Source organism: Thalassotalea sp. PP2-459, assembly GCF_001913705.1.
GTDB classification, from domain to species: Bacteria; Pseudomonadota; Gammaproteobacteria; order Enterobacterales; family Alteromonadaceae; genus Thalassotalea_C; species Thalassotalea_C hakodatensis.
In genome coordinates, this window is the sequence record NZ_MKQD01000037.1 from 42028 (window position 1) to 65268 (window position 23241).

Sequence of the window (23241 nt, forward strand, 5' to 3'; positions counted from 1 at the left end):
ACTCGTACTCTTTTAGTATTCCATAGACGATGTTTATTAATATTTATTTACAATTTTATTACTTACTGCTACCTTTTGGATATACGATATATTGTATACATTAAGTGGTTTGTATTTTTTGTCCACTTTAATCAATTAGTTAGGTTGTTTTAACTAGTTGGTTGTTTGATCGTAATGATAAAGCAAAGGTGTGATTGAACTTGGTATTAAAAAGGAATTGTAGTTTTAATATTTTAAAACTACAGCGTAAGAAATTAAATCAAGAATTAAAAAGGAAGTGTTCGTCACTTATATTTTAGTTGATTGGAAGGTAATAATTATAATGAAAATAATCGGAAAAATAATTATAGGAGTAGTAATACATGCATTATTTAGCATGCAAGTAGCAGAGTCAGCTACCATCGAACAAACGTTTACTCAAAGCTATCAATGTAACTCAACCGTAACGTTGTGGGCTCAAACAGGTATCTCTCAACAGCAATTAATAAATAGTTGTAATGAAATAGCTGAAACAGATAATGCATTCCATAATTTTTTTTATACAAATTCACCATTACCAAACGATAATAATAATACTCTAGATGTTTATATTTATTTATCTAGTAGTGAATATCAAACGAATGCAGGTACACACTTCGGTATAAATACTGACAATGGTGGTATGTACTTGGAAGGAACCCCTTCAAACGTGAATAACCAAGCTAAATTTATTGCACATATTTGTGAAAATAGCTGGGTACCTTATTCTTGTTCCTATGTAGGTCAGGTATATAATCTTAAACATGAATATGTTCATTATCTTGATGGCCGCTACAATGTGTATGGAGCTTTCGGTACTTTTACTTACAATGCTGGTTTAAGCGAAGGTCTTGCTGATTTTATTGCGCATGGCACGAATTATTCTAGAACGATTAATGGTATGAGCGGTCTAGATGTACCTCCCTTGTATAATATTCTGACTGCCGATTACAGTCATCCTGATTTGTATAAGTGGGGTTACTTAGCAATACATTATATGAGTGCTAATCACCGTAATGAATATGATCAAATAATTAGTGCGTTACGCTCAGGGAATACCTCTTCGTTTAGAAGTAGTGTTAAAAGTGTGGCAACCAATATTGATAGTGGGTTTGATGCTTACGTGAGCTCATTAACCAATGCTAATGCAGTCATTGACGCTGTTGAACCAAATGATAATGCTTTTGGCTCTTGCGATTTAGAACAAAAATACGTTCGGTACGTGGATGACCTTTCTAATTCAACACTTTCAGTCACTAATAATAGTTCTGTTCCTTTAAGATTGATGTGGATAAATAACTACACAGGCGTAGCTGGTGTTGATGAAATCGCACTACTTAACCAAGGACAATCATATAACAATAATTATTGGCGGAAAAACGATCGGTTTATCATGATGAGCGAAAATCGAGAGTGTGTGGGAATTGGAATTGTTGGCCAGACTGCTACCTTTTCTGTTGATGAAAGTTTAGTTAGCAATGTGACTCCCGATATCTTGCCTGCACAAAATGAAATTGGAGCATGTAGTTTAGAACGACCATATTTCAAAACCGAAACTGCAACCAATGTTACAGTAACTAATAACCTGAGTGAAACAGTTGAGGTACGTTGGGTAAACTATGTAACAGGGGTAAGATCTGACACTGTTTACGCAACGCTGAATAGTGGTCAAAGCTATACTGGTTCAACATGGAAAGCCGGTGATAGAATGATTTTTGTTGATTCTACAAATAGCTGTAAAGGGGTCGTTTCTTTAGGAAGCAATAGTAACATTTATAATATTAATGGTTCTGTATCGAATTCTGCACCAATAGCAAAAATTAATGGTCCTTACACAGGGGAAGAAAACTCTTTAATACCTTTTAGTAGTGCGGGCTCTAATGACACTGACGGCAGTATTTCCAGTTATAGTTGGAACTTCGGTGATGGTTCAACCAGCAATGCAGCAAATCCAAGTCATGCTTTTACTTCTGTTGGTACCTATACTGTGACATTAACGGTTACCGATAATGATGGGGCAACTGATTCGCAGACTACTACCGTCACTATTAGTGAAAACAATGGTGGTGGAACCAACCCTCCTAATAACATACCTAATGTGTGCTCTTCTGAAAGCCCGATTACTAGTGGTAGCTTAACCCCTGGTGATGCAGCTTGTTTGGGTAATGCATCAGTTATTTGGTTATCAATCCCGGATATTAGTGGACATAATAGTGTTACTATAAAAACTGATCATGGTAGTGGTAACTTACGAATAGATTACGATAATTCACAATGGCCAAATGGTACAAGTAGTGATGATGGTAGCTCAGACAATTCAACAAACAGTGAATGTATTCATGTTACTGGAGGTACTAATTACTGGGGTAATCTAAAAGTATCAAACTCAAATGGTACGGCATCTATTTTAGTCGAGTTTGATACCTCTGGTTGTGGAAATGGTGGTGGTAATAATCAAAATACTGCCCCTGTAGCCAATGCTAATGGTTCGTATAGTGGTGTTGAGAATGTCGCATTAAACTTTAGTAGTGCAGGGTCAAGTGATATGGAAGGGCCAATTACTGCTTATAGCTGGAATTTTGGAGATGGTTATACAAGTACTTCAGCAAATCCATCACATACATATAGTGCCGCAGGTACATATAGTGTCAGTTTAACAGTTGTCGATAGCGATGGCTTATCTAATACAGCAACAACGAGTGCAACTATACAACAAGCTCAAACTGGCGGTGGTAACATACTTAATGCTTGCCTGAATCAGAATCCAGAATCTGGCTGGGTTGACACAAATAATGCTTATTGCGTTCCAACAGGAGGGTTGAGTAATTCTATTGCCTATTATGGTATCAATGTGCCAAGTGGTATGAACTCTTTAGTCATCACAACTGCTCACGGAACAGGAAATGGCAATCTTTACTATAAAGCTTCATCTTGGGCGAATGAATCAAATTATGATTCAAAATCAGATCAAACTGATAATAATGAATCAATAACTATCAACAACCCTGCAAGCGGCTATCATTATATCAGTATTGTTGGGGAACATAGTGGAATGGCTGTCAATATTGCACTTGAATAATGGTTTAAAGTATTAAGATAGCTAACGTCACAGGCTGCTTTATCACAAGCAGCCTGTTTGTTATTACGATGACAAGAAATATAAAACTAGAGGGCAATATAATCCGCATTAATAGGTATTTTATGTCGTAACTATGAAAGTTAAATCAGCAAAACTATAACAACTGTTGTCTTTTTTCTTATAATATAAAATTACATCCGTGTTGTTGTATAGAGAACCCCACTTATGAAGTTTAAATAAGCTTGTAAGTGACAGCATTTGATACAACCCTCCCTTATTTTGCCCATTTAGGTTAAATAATCGGGCGAGAAAACCACAAAACTCCACAAAAACATAAACTTCCTTCTATACCGCAATTTTATTGCTGATCACGCAGATCAAATAAGCAATTCTTTGCTTGACATACCTTTACTAGACTCACTAAACTGTATAAATGTGGAGAAAAGTGGAAAAAAGTGGATCTTAGTAGATCTTCAAATAAAAAGGCAGCATGTTTAGAGGCACCAGTTCAATCACGCTTGATAGTAAAAGCCGTATCACGATACCAACAAAGTATCGTGAAGAGCTTGTGGCTGATTGTCAGGGAAAAATGGTGTGTACGGTAGATATACAACATGCGTGCTTATTGCTGTATCCACTGCCTGAATGGGAAGAAATTGAATTAAAACTTTGTGGGCTTTCGAGTATGAACCCACAAGAACGTTTATTACAGCAAGTATTGCTGGGAAATGCGTCAGACTGTGAGATGGATAAGAGTGGTCGCTTATTAATCAATGGTCCGTTACGCAATCATGCTGGTCTTGACAAAAACGTGATGTTAGTCGGTCAGCTGAAAAAGTTCGAAATTTGGAGCGAACAAGCATGGCAAAGCCAAATGCAGCAAGGCATTGCCAAAATACAGTCAGGTGAAATTGAATTAACAGAGCGCTTGCTCGACCTGTCTTTATAACAAAAGAATTCATTACAACTAAAACGGCGTTTATTTAAAATGCAAACTGATAAGTCTCACATTTCTGTGTTGCTTGACGAAGCAATATCAGGACTCGCGATTAACCCCGACGGTATTTATATCGACGGTACCTTTGGTCGCGGCGGCCACTCAGGACTTATCCTTTCCAAGCTCTCTGACCAAGGGCGTTTAATAGCAATCGATAGAGACCCTACCGCAATAGCTGCTGCAGAAAAATATTCTGCCGACCCGCGATTTTCTATCGAACACACTGGTTTTGCTGATTTGTTATCAATCGCAGAAAAAGAACAGCTGTTAGGAAAAGTAGACGGCATTTTACTTGATTTAGGGGTGTCTTCACCGCAATTAGATCAGGCAGAACGTGGTTTTAGTTTTATGAACGACGGACCGCTTGATATGCGTATGGATACCACACGAGGGCAAACTGCCGAACAGTGGCTAGCGATTGCTGACGTTGAAGATATCACTTGGGTGCTGAGAACCTTTGGCGAAGAAAAGCACGCGTGGCGCATTGCTAATGCGATTGTTGACAGTCGAGAAGAGTCTCCCCTTACTACCACTGGACAGTTGGCTGCGTTAATTAAAAAAACAGCGCCACAACGTGAAATTAAAAAACACCCGGCAACACGAAGCTTTCAAGCAATCCGCATGTATATCAATAGTGAATTAGAGCAAATTGAACAAGCACTTGCCGCATCGTTATCTGTATTAGCTGAAGGCGGCCGTTTAGTGGTGATTAGTTTCCATTCGCTGGAAGATAGATTGGTGAAACAGTTTATGAAAAAACATTCACAAGGTAAGCAAGTGCCGCGAGGTTTGCCAGTTAGTGAAGCTGAAATTAATAAAGGTAAAAAGTTACGTTTAGAAGGAAGACAAAAACCTTCAAAACATGAAGTTGGTGAAAATGTGCGCTCTCGTAGCTCTGTTATGCGAGTAGCAACGCGGTTGGCTGAGTAAACATGTCAACCAAAGTGGTTTTGGCGTTTGAAGTTTGGCATGACATTAAACAGCATATTTGGATGTATTTGTTGTTACTAGCTGTTGTATTTTCAGCGTTTACGGTGATTTATTTCACCCACTTAAATCGACAAAGCACCAGCCACTTGGAAGTGTTATTAACAGAAAGAGATGAGTTAGATATTGAGTGGCGAAATTTGTTACTTGAACAAAACAGTTTAGCAGAGCACAGCTCCATTGAGAGTAAGGCAGAAAAATTGCTCAATATGGAAAAACCTTCTGCTGATAATGAAATAATTATTAGGTTGAAATAATTAATGGTTAAGAAAGTAAGTAAGTACAAACAAATGACAGCATCATGGCGGTTTTATCTCGTCATAGGCGTTATTGTGCTTGTTTATTTAGGCTTAACCGCTCGCACTGCTTACATTCAAGTGATTGAACCTGATATGTTAAAACAACAAGGTGATATGCGCTCGCTTCGTACTGCTGCGAATAAAGTACATAGAGGCTCAATCGTTGATCGAAATGGCGTTGAACTCGCCGTTAGTGTCCCCGTTGATACTGTTTGGGCTGATCCTAAAATCATTATGGAGCAAAATGCACTGGCTAAAGTTGAGCATTGGCAGGCCTTAGCGGATGTACTAGATAAAGATGTGAATAGCTTAAAGTCGCGCGTCACTAAAAGCCCTGCAAAGCGCTTTGTCTATATTGAGCGTCAAGTGTCGCCTGCCATGGCGGAGTATATTAAACAATTAAAAATCCCTGGTATTCATTTACGAAAAGAATCTAAACGATTCTATCCTGCAGGCGAAATAAGTGCTCATGTGGTAGGTTTTACCAATGTTGATGACATAGGAATTGAAGGGGTAGAAAGCGTATATGATGACCTATTAACAGGTGAACAGGGTAGCAAGCGTTATCGAAAAGATGCAAAAGGCAATCGCATCGAAGTGCTAGAAACAGTAGACGCTAAGCCACCACAAGATTTAGTGCTTAGTTTAGATCAACGTATTCAAGCATTAGCATATCGTGAATTAAAAGGGGCAGTAAAAGCCTTTAATGCCAGCTCTGGTTCGGTTGTGGTAGCTGATGTTGATAGTGGTGAAGTATTAGCACTTGCCAATAGTCCGTCTTACAACCCGAATAACCGTAGCAATGTTGCTTTACATCGTTTACGTAACCGCGCAATAACCGATTTTTATGAACCTGGTTCAACGATGAAGCCAATGGCCGTGTTGTCAGCACTTGAATTTGGTGAAGTCACCAAAGATACCGTGATTGACACCAGTAAACGTATTATGCGTTTAGGTGGCAGAAGAGTTGGCGATCCTCGTAATTACGGAAAACAAACACCAACTGATATTTTAGTGAATTCATCAAACTTAGGTACGTCAATGTTGGCGTTATCACTTCCTAAAGAGTTCTTTTTAGATAAATTTTTCCAAGCGGGCTTTGGTGAAAGTACCGGTATCAATTTGATTGGTGAAAGTGAAGGCATTATGCATACGCGTTCTCGCTGGTCACAAATTGAGCTAGCAACACTTTCTTATGGCATGGGGGTTTCTGCTACGCCGATTCAAATGGCCCGTTTTTATGCCTCAATTGCTAATGGCGGTGTTAAAAAACCATTAAGCATTTTAAAACGCGAAAAAGTTAACAGCTATGACGAACAGCGCATTTTTTCAGAAAAAAACACCGAAAGCTTGCTAGGCATGCTAGAGCAAGTGGTTGAGAAAAAAGCACATAGAGCCAAAGTGGAAGGCTATCGCGTAGGTGGAAAAACAGGTACAGCGTTTAAAGCGGTAGCTGGTGGTTATGGCAATGACTATGTTGGTTTATTTACCGGCATTGCGCCTATCTCAGATCCTAAAATTGTTGTGATCGTGGTAATAAATGAGCCAGGTGGTGATTTATACCACGGTGGCGAAATTGCAGCGCCAGTATTTTCTAGGGTGATGCAGGGTGCTTTACGTTTGTTAAATATTGAACCTGATGCTGATACTCGTGTGGTAAATGCTAAAGATGATAACGGAGGTAAACGTGTTTAACGTTGATGCTCGTTATCTAGAAACGCTACTCGCTAAATTTACTATTACCGTCTCATTGACGGTTCCGAGCATGCCTCGCCAATTATGCAATGATAGCCGACAACTAACCGTTGGTGATGTTTTCTGTGCGGTGAATGGCACCTTACAACAAGGTAAAGCCTATATTAGCCAAGCATTGCAAGCTAATTGTAGCGTGATACTTGTTGAAACGTCTGTTCAAGCCGAACATGGTCATGTCAAAAATGCGCATAATAAAGCGGGAGAGTTAGTACCTGTTATTGCGTTTTATCAATTAAATAAACAGTTATTTAATGTCGCAAAAGCATTTTATCAATCGCCGCAAGCTTCATTAAATATGGTTGGTGTTACAGGAACGAATGGCAAAACAAGTACCAGCCAATTAATTGCGCAGCTACAAGATCAATTAGGTTTTGAAACCTCTGTTATTGGCACTAATGGCGCAGGTAAAGTCAATGCTCTTGAGCCTATTAATAATACAACTCCTGGTGCTTCAGAGCTTCATGCTTTATTACAACGTTTTGTCGAATCAGCTCAGCACACGGTAGTGATGGAAGTTTCTTCGCATGCTTTAGCACAAGGGCGGGTAAATGCTGAATTGTTTGATATTGCTGTTTTTACCAATCTTTCTCGTGATCACTTAGATTATCACGGCACCATGGAAAATTACGGTGAAGCTAAGGCGAAGATATTTGCACAAAATGACAACCAATATGCGGTAATCAATGGTGATGACCATTGCGCTCAGCAATGGCTGAGTAAGAAAGCCATTAAACAACCGACTATTGTCTATGGAAAGCTAAGTAGCGTTCGTCAATATGAGAAGTTTGTTTACGCTGCAAAAATAACCCCGAACCATGATGGCGTGAAAATAGAATTACAAACACATTGTGGAGAAACCGAAATACACAGTCCTTTGCTAGGCATATTTAACGTTGACAACTTATTAGCCGCGATCAGTGTATTGCTAGTACAAGGGATTGGTTTAACTGAGATTGCAACGGCAATTACCAAGTTAACACCGGTAACTGGCAGAATGGAAACATTCCACGCAAACCATCTACCTCTCGCTGTTGTTGATTATGCACATACACCAGACGCTTTACAAAATGCATTGCTTGCCTGCCGAGAACATTGTTCAGGCCAATTGTGGGCAGTGTTTGGTTGTGGTGGTGATAGAGATAAAGGTAAACGTAAATTAATGGGGCAAGTCGCTGAAAAATATAGCGATAGAATTGTTGTGACTAATGACAACCCGAGAAGCGAACAACCTGAAGCGATTGCTAATGATATTTTGTCAGGTTGCGTTAAGCCAGAGCATATTACTGTGATGTTAGATCGCCAACAAGCGGTTATCTATGCGTTAAAAAACGCAAGCCAGAAAGATGTGGTGTTATTTGCCGGTAAAGGGCATGAAAATTATGTCGAAATACAAGGCGAACGCCATCAATACAATGAACGCGAGTGGGTAAGCTCACAATATAAAATTGGTATAACGCAATGATAAAACTACAACTATCAGAAATTGCTAATGCGGTAGATGGCACCTTAATCGGTGAAGATAAAACGATTGATGCTATCAGTACAGATAGCCGTTCATTGGCAGAAAAAAATGTTTTTCTAGCCTTGCGTGGTGATAAGTTTGATGGTCATAAGTTTGTGCAACAAGCTGAAGATATTGGTTGTTCAGCGGTAATTGTTGATCATGACTGCCAACTAAATATTGCTCAAATTGTGGTTGAAGATACCCACAAAGCACTAGGAAAAATAGGTGCTTACGTGAAAGAAAAGGTATCACCGAAAACAGTGGGTATTACAGGAAGTAGCGGTAAAACAACAGTAAAAGAAATGGTAGCGGCTATTTTGGCTCGTTTAGGCAACGTGCTTGCGACTAAAGGTAATTTCAATAACGATATTGGTGTGCCATTAACGTTATTGCGTTTAGAAGAAAACCATGATTTTGCCGTGGTGGAAATGGGCGCGAATCATATGGGCGAAATTGCCTATACTTCTGGTCTTGTTCAGCCTGATGTTGCGGTTATCAATAATATCGCCGCCGCTCATTTAGAAGGGTTTGGTGACTTATGCGGTGTTGCACGAGCAAAAGGCGAAATTTACGAAGGCATGAAAAGCAACGGTGTCGCACTTTATAACCAAGACTGTAAGTTAGCGAATAAGTGGCAATGGCGTTTAGTGGATAAAACCGTAAAAACCTTTTCTTGTTATAACAAAGCAGATTGTTACAGCAACGATGTTGTTCTTGATGACAATGGATGTGCAAGTTTCAACCTGTTTTGCGACCAAGTAGGCTCTACTTTTGTTGAATTAAGCATTCCAGGCCGACACAACGTATGTAACGCCGTTGCGGCCGCATCAATTGCACTTGAATTTGGTGCTAGCTTAGAAGATATAAGATTAGGTTTAGCTGAAATGACACCCGTTCAAGGCAGATTAAACCTTCATCGTTTAGATGAAAATTGTAAATTAATTGACGATAGCTATAACGCCAATGTTGAATCAATTAAAGCTGCTAGTGATCTACTCGCCAGCTATCCAGGCAAGCGTGTACTGATTCTTGGAGATATGGGTGAGCTTGGCACAAATGCACGGAGCTACCATCAAGAAGTGGGCGAATATGCAGCAGGTCGAGATATCGATGAGCTATTAACGCTTGGTGTATTAAGTCAAAGCACTGCTGATGCATTCAATCAACGTAAACCTTCTCACGGCAAACACTTCAGCGAGCGCAGCGTTTTATTAAAGCACCTTGCTCAAGTATTGGCAGGTGAGCAGCAAGAAATTTCGATATTAGTGAAAGGATCCCGTAGTTCTCATATGGAGTTGGTTGTTCAAGATATTAAAAAGTGGCGTAGTGGCCAAATGCATGAGGAAATTGCTTAATGTTACTTTGGCTAAGTGAATACCTAACTCAATATTTTACCGCGTTTAACGTTTTCTCATATTTAACGTTTAGGGCAATTGTTTCCACGTTAACGGCGTTGGGTGTTTCTTTATATTTTGGTCCTAAATTAATACGCTACTTACAACGAATGCAAATTGGTCAAACGGTACGTGACGATGGGCCTGAAAGCCATTTATCAAAATCAGGTACACCAACCATGGGCGGCATTTTAATTTTAGCTGCCATCGTGTTTAGTGTTTTATTGTGGGGCGACTTAACCAATCGTTATGTGTTAACCGTGCTGTTTGTCGTGGTCAGTTTTGGCATTATTGGTTTTGTTGATGATTATCGTAAAGTAATTCGCAAAGATTCTAATGGTTTAATTGCGCGCTGGAAATATTTTTGGCAAACGGTGTTAGGGTTTGGCACTGCATTATTCTTGTATTCAACGACACAGCAAGCATCTGAAACGGCACTCATAATACCGTTTGTCAAAGATGTGCTACCACAATTAGGTATGCTTTATATTTTATTAACCTACTTTGTCATAGTGGGTACAAGTAACGCGGTTAACTTAACAGATGGTTTAGATGGATTAGCTATTGTTCCAACCATTATGGTGGCGGCGGCTTTTGCAGTATTTGCTTATGTAACCGGCAATATTAATTTTTCAGCCTATCTCAACATTCCATATATCCCACTGACCAGTGAGTTGGTGGTGGTATGTACGGCAATTGTGGGTGCAGGTTTAGGGTTTCTTTGGTTTAACACCTACCCAGCACAAGTATTTATGGGTGATGTTGGCTCTTTAGCCTTAGGTGCGTCCTTAGGCGTTATTGCTGTACTTGTTAGGCAAGAGTTGGTGTTGTTCATTATGGGGGGCGTGTTTGTCATGGAAACGGTCTCTGTCATTTTACAAGTAGGCTCTTACAAACTACGTGGTCAGCGTATTTTTAAAATGGCGCCTATACATCATCATTATGAATTAAAAGGTTGGCCTGAACCACGCGTTATAGTGCGCTTTTGGATAATTTCTTTAGTGCTGGTATTAGTCGGCTTAGCAACGTTGAAACTTAGATAATTAGTAAGGTTTGTAATCAATAACATGAAATTAAATGTTGTCAATCATTATAAAAACAAACGCATTGTGGTGTTGGGTGCAGGCCTAACGGGCATGTCTTGCGTGCGTTTTTTACAACAACATAATATTTCATGTTTATTAAATGATAGTCGTGACAATATTATTAATGGTGCTGAATTTACACGTGCTTATCCAAGCAATACGTTAGTCACCGGTTTGTGGGATCTTGATGAAATTAGTCAGGCCGACATTCTCATTGTTAGTCCAGGAATAGATTTACACGCTGAGGATCTTTCTCCTCATATCTCAATGGGCTGCAAAGTTATTGGCGACGTTGAACTTTTTTGTCAGTTAAATGATAAACCAATTGTTGCTGTTACTGGCTCAAATGGTAAATCTACCGTCGTCAGTATTTTATCGCATATTGCTAGTGCTCTTGATGTCAATATGGCGCTTGCAGGTAATGTTGGTACGCCAGTACTTGAATTGATAAACGCGGAAGTAGATGGCTTTATTTTTGAATTATCAAGCTTTCAAATAGAAACATTGCAGAGTATGCAGGCTAAAGTGGCCACGGTTTTAAATATAAGTGACGATCATTTGGATCGGCATTTAACTGTTGAAAATTACAGCGAAATTAAACAAAAAGTCTATCAGCAGTGTGAATTTGCAGTAATCAACCGTGATGATCCTGCAAGCTTTAACCACTTAAGTTTATCGGCTGAACGTGTAACATCATTCGGGCTTGGTGTACCAAATCAGAATGATTTTGGCATTATCACGGAAGATAAGAGTCAATATTTAGCGTTTGGAAAACAAAAAATTATTGCCATAAATGCACTACCTTTAGCGGGTTTACATAATGCCTTAAACTATCTTGCGATATTTGCTATTGCTCATCGTTTAGGTTGGCCGCTTGATGCAGTAGCAAATGCATGCAAATCGTTTCACGGACTTGAACATCGTTGCCAACGAATTATGACTTCTGACAAAATCAATTGGATCAATGATTCGAAAGCAACCAATGTGGGGGCCACTGTAGCTGCTATTGAAGGACTTTATCCAACCCTAACCTCAGGTAAAATAATACTCATTGCTGGTGGTGAAGGGAAAGGTGCAAACTTTTCAGTTCTTGAAGATGCCATAACGAATAAAGTCGCTAAGCTAATTACATTCGGCAAAGATGGTCATCAAATCGCACAACTTAACTCATCAAGCTTACAAGTCGAAAGCCTTGAACAGGCGGTAAAGCAAGCAAGTGTATGTGCTAAAGCTGGTGATATAGTTTTACTTTCTCCTGCTTGCGCAAGCCTTGATATGTTTAAAAACTTTGCCGAGCGTGGTGATGTATTCGCTCAAACCGTTAAGTCGTTACAGGGGGCGGAATAATGTCGTCAGTAACTCAGCTGTCTTTATTCAAGTTTCATCAATGGTTCACTCATGAACGTAAAACAGTGGCTACGTTTGATAGAGACTACGTGCTACTTGCTGCTGCGATGTATGCTATAGGTCTGGTAATGGTGATGAGTTCGTCAATGCCTGTCGCTGAACGGTTATTTGATAATCCATTCCACTTTTTTATCAGACACAGTGTTTATATTGTATTAAGTGTGATTATTGGTGGTTTGGTCATGCAAATCCCTATGGTGAAGTGGCAGCAATATAGCGGACCGCTGTTGATATCTGCGATTGTGTTACTGCTCGCTGTACTTATTATCGGTCGTACCGTGAACGGTTCTACGCGTTGGATTGTTATCGGACCGATCACGGTACAAGCTGCCGAGCCAGCAAAACTTTATTTTTTCTGTTATTTATCTGCTTATATGGTGAGACGCAGAGAAGAGGTGATGGAAAACTTTAAAGGGTTTTTCAAGCCTCTTGTTGTTTTTGGTGTTTTAGCCAGCTTACTGTTATTTCAACCTGACTTAGGCACTGTGGTGGTGATGTTTGTGACCACTTTTGGTTTGTTGTTTTTGGCGGGAGCAAAGCTCTGGCAGTTTATTTCAATTGCCTCTGTAGGGTTGTCAGCGATTGCTGCGTTAGCGTATTTCTCGCCGTATCGCTGGGCGCGAGTAACCAGCTTTTTAGATCCATGGGCTGATCCATTTGGTACAGGTTATCAACTCACACAATCATTAATGGCTTACGGGCGGGGTGAAGTATTAGGACAAGGTTTAGGTAACAGCATTCAAAAGCTTGAGTATTTACCTGAAGCTCACACCGACTTTGTCATGGCGATTTTAGCCGAAGAAATGGGGTTTGTAGGTGTCGCTATGGTACTTATGTTGAGTTTAACATTGGTCTGTAAAGCCTTACTGCTTGGCAGAAAAGCGCTATTAAAAGAAAAATATTTTGAAGGCTTCTTTGCTTATGCCATTGGCATTTGGTTTAGCTTTCAAACGGCAGTAAATGTTGGTGCCAGTGCGGGGATTGTACCTACTAAAGGGTTAACTATGCCGCTGATCAGTTCTGGCGGTAGTTCAATGATCATCATGACGATAGCCTTAGTGGTATTAATGCGAATTGATCATGAAATTCGGGTGCAAAGCTTACAAGCGACGAGTAAAGGAGGTAAAAAATCGTGAATACGACTAAAACACCTACTTTATTAGTCATGGCTGGTGGTACTGGTGGACATATTTTCCCCGGTATTGCAGTAGCAGAACACTTAAAAGCACAAGGTTGGCATATTCATTGGCTTGGCACCAAAAAGCGTATGGAAGCTGAAATTGTACCTGCACATGGTTTTGACATTTCATTTATTAATATTGCGGGTATACGGAATAAAACATGGTTAGATTGGCTAAAGCTACCGTTTAAACTAGGGCAATCAGTTTGGCAATCAATTCAGGTTATTCGCAAAGTTAAGCCAGACGTTGTTTTAGGGCTTGGGGGTTACGCAAGTGCGCCAGGTGGAGTAGCTGCGTGGTTATGCGGTAAACCGTTAGTCTTGCACGAGCAAAATGCCGTTGCGGGGATGAGCAATCGTTATTTATCCAAAATTGCTGAAAAAGTGCTCTGTGCATTTCCTCATGCCTTTAATGATAGCGTTAAATGCCAAGTCGTGGGTAACCCATTGCGTGGTAATATTATTGCCTTAGAGCAAGTTATACCTGTAGAGCCAACAAGTACGAAAAAAGTATTAGTGGTAGGTGGAAGTTTAGGAGCAAAAGTGCTTAATGACACCGTACCGAAAGCTATCAGCCAAATTAAACGCCAAAATATTCAAATATGGCATCAAACGGGTAAAGGGCATTTAGCCTCAGTTAAGTCGCTATATCAACAATACGGCATTGATACTTCACAAGTCATATTACATGAATTTATTGATGATATGGCGAGTGCTTATCAATGGGCTGATGTAGTGATATGTCGAGCGGGCGCGTTAACGGTTTCTGAATTAGCGATGGCAGCTAAACCGGCAATATTTATTCCACTCCCTCACGCCGTAGATGATCATCAAACAAAGAATGCGCTGTATTTAGTTGAACGACAAGCGGCGAAACTAATTGCACAAAACGATTTAAACGGAACAAGCTTAGCTCAAATGTTAAATAGCTTATTTATCTCCGATAGCGTCATACAAGCCATGGCGAAAGCTGCACATGATGCTGCACATGCAAACGCCACAAAAGATGTTGCTAATATTTGCCAGGGGCTTGTTCAACGATGAGTAAACTTATGAAAAAAATATCGAATACCATTAGTACTATTCCAGAAATGCGCCGTGTTAAATCAATCCACTTCGTTGGTATTGGTGGTGCTGGCATGGGAGGCATCGCCGAAGTATTATTAAATGAAGGTTATCAAATCACCGGTTCAGATATCGGTGAAAACTCAGTGGTTAAACGCCTTGAAGGTCTTGGCGCAAAAGTAACGATAGGACACCAAGCAGACAATATTATAAGCGCAAGTGTAATTGTGGTATCAACGGCAATAGATCAAGAAAACCCTGAACTCATCAAAGCAAGAGAGTTACGTATACCAATAGTTAGGCGTGCAGAAATGCTAGCAGAATTAATGCGCTTTAGGCACGGTATCGCTATTGCTGGTACACATGGTAAAACGACAACCACTAGCTTAATAGCCAGTGTCTTTGCAGAAGCTGATCTCGATCCAACGTTCGTTATTGGTGGCTTATTAAATAGTGCAGGTACCAATGCACGTTTAGGTTCAAGCCGTTATTTAATTGCAGAAGCTGACGAAAGCGATGCGTCATTTTTACATTTACAGCCTATGGTTGCAGTGATCACTAATATCGATGAAGATCACATGGAAACCTACCAAGGTGATTTTGAAAAGCTTAAAGACACCTACATTGAATTTCTACATAACTTGCCTTTCTATGGGCTTGCTGTGGTCTGTATTGATAACCCAGTAGTGCGTGAAATACTGCCAAGAATTGGTCGCCAAGTGATTACCTATGGTTTTTCTGATGACGCAGATGTTGTTGCCACGAACTATCAACAAAGTGGTGGCGTTAGCTATTTCTGTGTAGAACGCCAGGGCTTACCAAATCTTGACTTAAGCGTTAATTTGCCTGGCCAACATAATGTATTAAATGCATTAGCGAGTATTGCAGTGGCAACCGATGAAGGTGTTGCTGATCAAGCGATTGAAAAGGCTCTCTCGAACTTTGCAGGTATCGGACGAAGGTTTGAACAGTTGGCTGACTTATCAACGGATAAAGGTCATATGGTGTTGGTGGATGATTACGGTCATCATCCACGTGAAGTTGCCGCAACGATAAAAGCGATGCGTAATGGTTGGCCAGATAAACGCTTAGTGATGATCTTTCAACCGCACCGATATTCCCGAACACGAGATTTATACGAAGACTTCACTGAAGTGTTGTCTGAAATCGATAGCTTATTTTTGCTTGATGTTTATGCCGCAGGTGAGATACCTGTAGCAGGTGCAGATAGTAAAAGCTTAGCCAGAAGCATAAGGCAACGGGGCCAAGTAGAGCCCATTTACGTTAGCGATTTAAAGAAACTCCCTGAGCTACTTGCCAGTCATCTCATTGATGGTGATATGGTGATCACTCAAGGTGCCGGTAATATTGGTGCGCTTGCTCGTTCATTAGCGAATGATGCGATATTGGGAGGCAACGATGAAAGCTAACCTTCATATTGCGGTATTATTTGGCGGTGATTCAGCTGAAAGAGAAGTGTCATTAAGATCAGGGCAGGCAGTAGCAAACGGCTTAACCGAAGCCGGCTTTAAAGTAACGTTAATTGATACTAAAGATTATTGCTTGTCTGATTTAGCAAGAGCTGATGTTGATCACGTGTTTATTGCTTTGCATGGTCGAGGTGGTGAAGATGGTAGTGTGCAAGGGGCCCTAGAGTATATGAATATCTCATATACTGGTTCTGGCGTACTTGGTTCAGCACTTGCGATGGATAAAATACGTTCTAAACAAGTGATGCAGTCGGCGGCAATACCAACCGCTGCGTTTGAGATAGTACATAAAGATAGCTTTAACAATGCTCAGGCTAAAACGATCCTGCAAAAGCTAGGCGATAAAGTGATGGTTAAACCCGCACACGAAGGCTCTAGTATTGGTATGTCAGTAGCTGAAAATCCCTCTGAATTAACGCATAGCCTTGAAACAGCTTTCCAATATGATGAAGAAGTATTAGTGGAAGCATGGATTTCAGGACCAGAATACACAGTCGCGATTCTTGGTAATAATGCGTTACCAGCAATTCATATGGAAACGCCAAATACCTTTTATGATTACCAGGCGAAATACCAATCAAGCACAACACGTTATCATTGCCCTAGTGGTTTATCTGATAATGATGAAAAAGCACTTAGTGACATCGCATTGAAAGCATTTAAATGCACTGGTGCAAAAGATTGGGGGCGCGTTGATGTTATGCGAGATAATAAAAACCAATGGCAGGTATTAGAAGTAAATACGGTACCAGGAATGACAGAAACATCGTTAGTGCCGAAAGCGGCCAAAGTTTATGGGTTATCGTTTGTTGAACTGGTAACAAAGATTGTTGAATTAAGCATAGACAATAAAGGCAAATAAGCACCGTGGCAACCAAGCAGAAAAAAGCAACGTCACAAAGCAACAATGTAGAACAACTTCATTGGGGGTTCTGGTTTGGTGTTAGCTTTTTTGTGTTAGTTATTTTATCGCTTTGTTATATGGGATGGTTGATGTCAGAACGCTTATCTGCGCAAGAATCTGCGCCGGTAACTTCTGTGGAAATCATGGGTGAAATGCCATATACCACAAGGTTAGACATTGAAAAGGCTATCGAAACAATCAATTTGGGTAACTTTTTTAACGTTGATGTAAATAAAGTACAACAGCATGTGGCTGATTTACCGTGGGTGTACTCTGTTTCCGTGCGAAAACAATGGCCTAATGAATTGAAAATTTATGTGGTAGACCAAGAGCCTGTTGCATTTTGGAATGGTGATTTTTTAATTAATACGCAAGGTGTTGCCTTTCAGGCAGATACCTCAAGGGTCGTTAAACATTTACCTGCATTTTACGGCCCAGAAGGTAGTGAACAAACAGCGTTAGAAAACTACACAAATTTGAGTGAGATTTTAGCATTTGGTGAACTAAGCATTGATGAGTTAATGCTTTCAGAGCGTTATTCATGGCAGTTGACACTAAATGATGGCGTATCGCTAAATTTAGGTCGAGAAAATAGAGTACAACGAATACAGCGATTTATCGATGTATATCCACAAATTAAAAAAAATGCTGAGCAAAAGCAACAAGTAGATTATGTGGATTTACGTTATGACACCGGCCTTTCAGTAGGTTGGAAACCTTTAACAGAGAAAGAAAGAGTTTAACTTAAATGGCAAAAGTTAATGACAGAAATTTAGTAGTAGGCTTGGATATTGGTACATCCAAAATCTCTGTTGCTGTGGGCGAAATTACGTTAGATAGCCAACTTAGCATTGTAGGTGTTGGGAGTCAGCCGGCGAGAGGAATGGATAAAGGGGGCGTAAACGATTTAAACCTCGTGATCCAATCTATACAGCGCGCAATTAATGAAGCGGAATTGATGGCTGATTGTCATATTACCTCTGTGTACTTAGGTATTTCAGGTAAGCACATTAGTTGTCAAAACGAAAACGGCATGGTGCCAATTAACGATCAAGAGGTCACGCAAGAAGACGTTGATAACGTGATCCATACCGCACGTTCAGTACCGCTTTCAGCAGAAAGACGTATGTTGCATGTGTTGCCCCAAGAATATTCTATTGATTGCCAAGACGGTATAAAAAGTCCAATAGGTATGTCAGGTGTGCGTATGGAAGCAAAAGTACATATCGTCACGTGCGCTAATGATATGGCAAAAAATATTGTTAAGTGTGTTGAGCGTTGCGACGTAAAAGCGGATCAATTAATTTTTTCAGCACTAGCGTCAAGTTATGGTGTGATCACTGATGATGAAAAAGAACTGGGTATCTGTGTGGTAGATATTGGTGCAGGTACCATGGATATTGCTGTATTTACTGGCGGTGCTTTGCGTCATACCGCGGTGATCCCTGTTGCTGGCAATCAAGTAACCAGTGATATTGCAAAAATATTTAGAACGCCGTTGAGCCATGCGGAAGACATAAAAGTGCAATATGCGTGTGCATTACGCCAAATGGTCAGTATGGAAGAAAACATTGAAGTTCCCAGTGTAGGTGGTAGACCTGCGCGCTCTATGTCACGTCATACGTTGGCTGAAGTTGTTGAGCCTCGATATCATGAATTATTCGAGCTCATCCAAGAAGAATTACGCCAGTGTGGTTTAGAAGACCAAATAGCAGCGGGCTATGTGTTAACAGGTGGTACCGCGAAAATGGAAGGCGTTGTTGAGTTTGCTGAAGAAGTATTTCAAATGCCAGTACGTGTTGCAGCCCCTCAACGCATAGCGGGTTTAAAAGAGTACGTTAATGATCCTACATACGCGACAGTAGTAGGGCTATTGCAATATGGCATGCAAGCGAACGAACAAAACCAAAGTGAAGAAAAGCCAACTGATGGTGTCACCAGTATTGGCACAAGAGTTCTGGCTTGGTTTAAAGGTGAATTTTAAAAAGGGTGACATTGTTATCCTGTTATTTTTAAAAGTTTTGGTGGAACAAAACATAACAATCGGAGAGAGAAAAAATGTTTGAATTAATGGAAGATCATAACGAAGAAGCTGTAATAAAAGTGATTGGTGTTGGCGGCGGTGGCGGTAATGCCGTTGAACATATGGTTTGCCAAACCATTGAAGGTGTGGAATTTATTACGGCAAACACAGACTCACAGGCGTTACGTAACTCATCAGCGAATGTCACGTTACAAATAGGTGGTGATGTCACAAAAGGTTTAGGTGCAGGAGCTAACCCAGAAATTGGGCGTCGAAGCGCAGAAGAAGACCGCGAAACCATCAAAGAAACCATTCAAGGAGCAGATATGATTTTCATTGCTGCTGGTATGGGTGGCGGTACAGGAACTGGCGCGGCACCTGTTGTTGCAGAAGTTGCTAAAGAATTGGGCATTTTAACGGTTGCTGTAGTGACTAAGCCTTTCCCTTTTGAAGGTAAAAAGCGTATGAACTACGCAGATCAAGGGATAGAATTTTTAGCACAAAACGTAGACTCGTTGATTACTATTCCAAATGAAAAGCTATTAAAAGTGTTAGGCCCTGGTACGTCATTATTAGATGCATTTAAAGCTGCCAATAACGTATTGCTAGGTGCTGTTCAAGGGATTGCGGAACTTATTACCCGTCCTGGACTCATAAACGTAGATTTTGCTGATGTTCGCACAGTAATGTCAGAAATGGGCACAGCAATGATGGGCTCAGGTATTGCTTCAGGTGAAGACAGAGCAGAAGAAGCTGCAGAAGCTGCAATTTCTAGCCCATTACTTGAAGATGTTGATTTAGCCGGTGCACGCGGCATATTAGTTAATATTACTGCTGGCATGGACATTTCTATTGATGAATTTGAAACAGTTGGTAATGCAGTTAAAGCGTTTGCTTCTGAAAATGCAACGGTTGTTGTTGGTGCGGTCATCGATCCTGAAATGACTGATGAATTAAGGGTAACCGTTGTTGCAACAGGTATTGGTGCAGAGCGCAAGCCTGATATCACGTTAGTGAATCCGACGCCAGCAGTTGAACCCATTGCGGTTGGTCAGGAATTTACTTCGGCACCACAACCAGAAGTAAATACACAATCAGCAGCAATGCCAGAAGCAAATGCTCAGGCACAAACACAAAAAGTAACAGCGGCTGCGATTGATGACTACTTAGATATTCCAGCATTTTTGAGAAAGCAGGCTGACTAAGTAATTATTTATTCCGGTATAAATACGCCGATAACGCGTAGGTATTTTGCTAAATTTTGATTTTGTTAAATTTTGATTTTGTTAAGCATTTTTGCTATATTATGCCGCCGCTCGAAAGGTGGTGCCATATTTGGCAATTAGTTAGAGCTTAAGAAGGCTACTTATGATTAAACAACGTACATTAAAAACGAGTGTTTCAGCAGTAGGTGTTGGTTTACACAAAGGTAAAAAGGTGCAGCTCACTCTCCGTCCTGCGCCTGCAAATACAGGTATTGTATTTCGCCGTGTAGACTTAGAACCTGTTGTTGATATTAAAGCAACGCCAGAGGCTGTTGGTGAAACCACGATGTGTACGTGTTTAGTGAATGAACAAGGTGTGAAGATTTCCACCGTCGAGCACTTGTTAGCTGCAGTTGCAGGTATGGGAATTGACAATTTAATTATTGACGTTGATTCTCACGAAATTCCGATCATGGATGGTAGCTCCTTACCGTTTGTTTATCTGATTCAATCGGTAGGTATTGAAACATTAGAAACAGCAAAACGCTTTATTCGTATTAAACGTCCAATTAGAGTAGAAGAGGGTGATAAGTGGGCTGAGTTACGTCCACACGAAGGTTTTAAAATTGATTTTGCTATTGATTTTGAACACCCGATTATTGCCAACACGGTTCAACAGAAAACAATGGACTTATCAACGTGCTCTTTTATTAAAGAAATTAGTCGAGCACGTACCTTTGGTTTTGTACGTGATATTGAACTGCTGAGATCACATAACCTTGCGTTAGGCGGTAGCTTAGAAAATGCGATTGTGTTAGACGATTTTCAAATGTTAAACAAAGATGATTTACGTTATGACGATGAATTTGTTACACACAAAATTTTAGATGCCATTGGTGATTTATTTATGTGTGGTCATAATATGCTTGCTGAATTACGTGCATTTAAATCAGGACACGGATTAAATAATTTATTATTAAGGGAAGTTTTCAAGCATAAAGATGCTTGGGAGTGGGTAACGTATGAAGACTCATCGGTTTCCCCGATAGAATTTCAAGAGGCTAGTGCAACAAGCTTCTAATAAAAATAACAAGCCGAACAATTTGTTCGGTTTTTTATTTACTTTAGTAAAATATTGTTTTGATATTACCTATCAGCAAGTTTAGCTAAGTTAAGAATTTTTTGTTTCAGTGAGTCAGATGCGTGCTCAGCGACTGCTTCAAGTTGCTTAGCGGTATTTTTGGAAAGGTGTTTGCGCGGCTTTGAATCCTCGCTTTCTTTTGCTATTTGATTTGCAAACGGTCGTACTTTTATGTCAATTTGATTGAACTGGCCTTGTGTAATGTCTGCGAGTTTACGGCAAATGTTCATTCGCTCAAATTGTAATCGTTGAGACCACACTGCAGAAGAAACACCAATAACACAGGTGTTCTGATTAAAGTTACTGATGTGCCACACTTGCTCTGGCAAGTCAGGGCAAGACTGCCGGATGATGTCTTCAAGCTGTGATAAAAATTTGGTTTTTGTGGCAATTTGTGCCAAAGTGCCTGCTGACGATTTTAGTAAGCTAGACGCATCAAACGGTGATTTATTTTTTCTAGCCATCGTATTTATGAAATATCAACAAAAGGTGAAATAGGTAGTATGAGTTTAACACTACTATACCGAGGAAAAAACGTAAGATTCTCAATGAAGCTTAATAAATTTCATTGGTTGTCTGCTATTACGGTATTTGCCATTATTTCTGGTTTTGTTGTTCACCTTTTTATGTCTGCCGATGCAGTGCCTAACAGTTCAACATTTACCGTTAAATCTCCCACTAAAGAGCCTGAAGCATTAACGGTAAGTAAACAACAGGTCACGGCACTTACCATGAAATTAGCTGAATTACAGAGCCAAGTATTAAGGCTTAATGCTTTAGGTGATCGTCTTGCAGAAGAAGCGAATATTCCCGCGAAAGAATTTAATTTTCAAGACTTACCTCCTAGTGGTGGCCCCATAGAACAAACGCTTTCTAGTCAAACTAAAACCTTAGCAGAGTTGCTTGCAGACATTACAAGTGTTGAATCATCACTAGCGTTTGAAGAAAAACAATTGAACTTGCTTGAATCTTTGACGTTAGGTCACCATATAGAAAATACCAGTTATTTATCCGGTCGTCCTATCACAAAAGGGTGGCTTTCGTCGTATTTTGGTACGCGTAAAGACCCTTTTACAGGAAGACCTGCGATGCATAAAGGGGTTGATTTCGCTGGTAAAGAAGATGCTGAAATTATTGCCACAGCCGCAGGCGTTGTATCTTGGGCTAGCCGTCGTTACGGTTATGGTAATTTAATCGAAATTAATCACGGTAAGGGATTAAAAACACGCTATGGCCATAATAAAGAGATTTTAGTGAAGATTGGCGACGTAGTGAGTAAAGGGCAAGTTATTGCACGGATGGGAAGTACAGGGCGTTCCACTGGACCGCACGTACATTATGAAATCTTGCGTAATAATAAGCAAATTGATCCCATTAAATATGTCTATCGCAAAGCAAAATAGAGTTAAGATGTATTGAATGATTGCATAGGTTGTATGATATTTATCACGCTTTCTGACAAGCAATGTACTAGGTAGGTAGTTTTTCTACGTAAACATGCGATAATGCAGAATTACTGACAAGTAAATACAAATAACAGGGCAATTAAACTCCAGTTTATTAACGATTGATGGCATGCTATTTACCACGAATTTAATCAGTGTGAAGGTAAAATCATCAACGTGAGTGAAATGTGCACAGTAAAATTCAATTTGTCCTAGTAAAATGTAAGTTTCTGGTGATCGGCTTAGACCGATCACTTTTATTT

At 40.1% G+C, this 23241-nt stretch carries 19 protein-coding genes; 18 read left to right on the forward strand and 1 reads right to left on the reverse strand.

Annotated features, from left to right (window positions below):
* Positions 1 to 322 precede the first annotated feature (322 nt).
* The 17 genes from BI291_RS08240 to lpxC all read left to right on the forward strand — a co-directional run bounded on the left by BI291_RS08240 (position 323) and on the right by lpxC (position 21473).
* Positions 323 to 3097 carry a collagenase gene (locus BI291_RS08240; RefSeq protein ID WP_083601969.1) on the forward strand — a complete coding sequence of 925 codons (2775 nt, stop codon included), beginning with the start codon at positions 323 to 325 and terminating at the stop codon, positions 3095 to 3097.
* Positions 3098 to 3587: 490 nt separating this feature from the next.
* Positions 3588 to 4046: a division/cell wall cluster transcriptional repressor MraZ gene (gene mraZ / locus BI291_RS08245; protein ID WP_074498224.1), complete on the forward strand. Its 459-nt coding sequence runs from the start codon at positions 3588 to 3590 to the stop codon at positions 4044 to 4046.
* Positions 4047 to 4085: 39 nt separating this feature from the next.
* On the forward strand, positions 4086 to 5024 hold the full coding sequence (gene rsmH, locus BI291_RS08250; RefSeq protein WP_074498227.1) for a 16S rRNA (cytosine(1402)-N(4))-methyltransferase RsmH: 939 nt from the start codon (positions 4086 to 4088) through the stop codon (positions 5022 to 5024).
* Positions 5025 to 5026: 2 nt separating this feature from the next.
* Positions 5027 to 5338 carry a cell division protein FtsL gene (gene ftsL / locus BI291_RS08255; RefSeq protein WP_074498229.1) on the forward strand — a complete coding sequence of 104 codons (312 nt, stop codon included), beginning with the start codon at positions 5027 to 5029 and terminating at the stop codon, positions 5336 to 5338.
* Positions 5339 to 5371: 33 nt separating this feature from the next.
* The gene (locus BI291_RS08260) at positions 5372 to 7075 is read left to right on the forward strand and encodes a penicillin-binding protein 2 (protein ID WP_254849549.1); all 1704 of its coding nucleotides are present in this window, start codon (positions 5372 to 5374) and stop codon (positions 7073 to 7075) included.
* Positions 7068 to 8597, forward strand: coding sequence for a UDP-N-acetylmuramoyl-L-alanyl-D-glutamate--2,6-diaminopimelate ligase (locus BI291_RS08265; protein WP_175573095.1), 1530 nt, complete (start codon positions 7068 to 7070; stop codon positions 8595 to 8597). The genes BI291_RS08260 and BI291_RS08265 overlap by 8 nt, the downstream gene beginning before the upstream one ends.
* Positions 8594 to 9994 carry a UDP-N-acetylmuramoyl-tripeptide--D-alanyl-D-alanine ligase gene (gene murF, locus BI291_RS08270; RefSeq protein ID WP_074498237.1) on the forward strand — a complete coding sequence of 467 codons (1401 nt, stop codon included), beginning with the start codon at positions 8594 to 8596 and terminating at the stop codon, positions 9992 to 9994. The genes BI291_RS08265 and murF overlap by 4 nt, the downstream gene beginning before the upstream one ends.
* Positions 9994 to 11076, forward strand: coding sequence for a phospho-N-acetylmuramoyl-pentapeptide-transferase (mraY, locus tag BI291_RS08275; protein ID WP_074498239.1), 1083 nt, complete (start codon positions 9994 to 9996; stop codon positions 11074 to 11076). Before murF ends, mraY begins: the two co-directional genes overlap by 1 nt.
* A 24-nt stretch (positions 11077 to 11100) precedes the next feature.
* A complete protein-coding gene (murD, locus tag BI291_RS08280; protein ID WP_074498241.1) occupies positions 11101 to 12465 on the forward strand; it encodes a UDP-N-acetylmuramoyl-L-alanine--D-glutamate ligase in 1365 nt (454 codons plus the stop codon).
* Positions 12462 to 13661 carry a cell division protein FtsW gene (ftsW, locus tag BI291_RS08285; RefSeq protein WP_254849551.1) on the forward strand — a complete coding sequence of 400 codons (1200 nt, stop codon included), beginning with the start codon at positions 12462 to 12464 and terminating at the stop codon, positions 13659 to 13661. The genes murD and ftsW overlap by 4 nt, the downstream gene beginning before the upstream one ends.
* Positions 13658 to 14749, forward strand: a complete 1092-nt coding sequence (gene murG, locus BI291_RS08290; RefSeq protein WP_303046030.1) for an undecaprenyldiphospho-muramoylpentapeptide beta-N-acetylglucosaminyltransferase — start codon at positions 13658 to 13660, stop codon at positions 14747 to 14749. Before ftsW ends, murG begins: the two co-directional genes overlap by 4 nt.
* Positions 14750 to 14757: 8 nt before the next feature.
* On the forward strand, positions 14758 to 16200 hold the full coding sequence (gene murC, locus BI291_RS08295) for a UDP-N-acetylmuramate--L-alanine ligase (RefSeq protein WP_139302587.1): 1443 nt from the start codon (positions 14758 to 14760) through the stop codon (positions 16198 to 16200).
* On the forward strand, positions 16190 to 17122 hold the full coding sequence (locus BI291_RS08300) for a D-alanine--D-alanine ligase (RefSeq protein ID WP_139302588.1): 933 nt from the start codon (positions 16190 to 16192) through the stop codon (positions 17120 to 17122). The genes murC and BI291_RS08300 overlap by 11 nt, the downstream gene beginning before the upstream one ends.
* A gap of 5 nt (positions 17123 to 17127) precedes the next feature.
* Positions 17128 to 17907 carry a cell division protein FtsQ/DivIB gene (locus BI291_RS08305; protein WP_074498251.1) on the forward strand — a complete coding sequence of 260 codons (780 nt, stop codon included), beginning with the start codon at positions 17128 to 17130 and terminating at the stop codon, positions 17905 to 17907.
* Between the two features lie 5 nt (positions 17908 to 17912).
* Complete coding sequence (gene ftsA, locus BI291_RS08310; RefSeq protein WP_074498254.1) at positions 17913 to 19148, forward strand: cell division protein FtsA; 1236 nt, start codon at positions 17913 to 17915, stop codon at positions 19146 to 19148.
* 74 nt (positions 19149 to 19222) lie between these two features.
* Complete coding sequence (gene ftsZ, locus BI291_RS08315; RefSeq protein WP_074498257.1) at positions 19223 to 20392, forward strand: cell division protein FtsZ; 1170 nt, start codon at positions 19223 to 19225, stop codon at positions 20390 to 20392.
* A 163-nt stretch (positions 20393 to 20555) separates the two neighbouring features.
* Positions 20556 to 21473, forward strand: a complete 918-nt coding sequence (lpxC, locus tag BI291_RS08320; protein ID WP_074498259.1) for a UDP-3-O-acyl-N-acetylglucosamine deacetylase — start codon at positions 20556 to 20558, stop codon at positions 21471 to 21473.
* A gap of 65 nt (positions 21474 to 21538) precedes the next feature.
* On the opposite strand, the gene BI291_RS08325 is transcribed toward lpxC, so the two are convergent.
* Positions 21539 to 21997: a DUF721 domain-containing protein gene (locus BI291_RS08325; RefSeq protein ID WP_074498262.1), complete on the reverse strand. Its 459-nt coding sequence runs from the start codon at positions 21995 to 21997 to the stop codon at positions 21539 to 21541.
* Between the two features lie 84 nt (positions 21998 to 22081).
* Between BI291_RS08325 and BI291_RS08330 the strand changes: the two genes are divergently transcribed.
* On the forward strand, positions 22082 to 22936 hold the full coding sequence (locus tag BI291_RS08330; protein ID WP_254849550.1) for a M23 family metallopeptidase: 855 nt from the start codon (positions 22082 to 22084) through the stop codon (positions 22934 to 22936).
* Positions 22937 to 23241 lie beyond the last annotated feature (305 nt).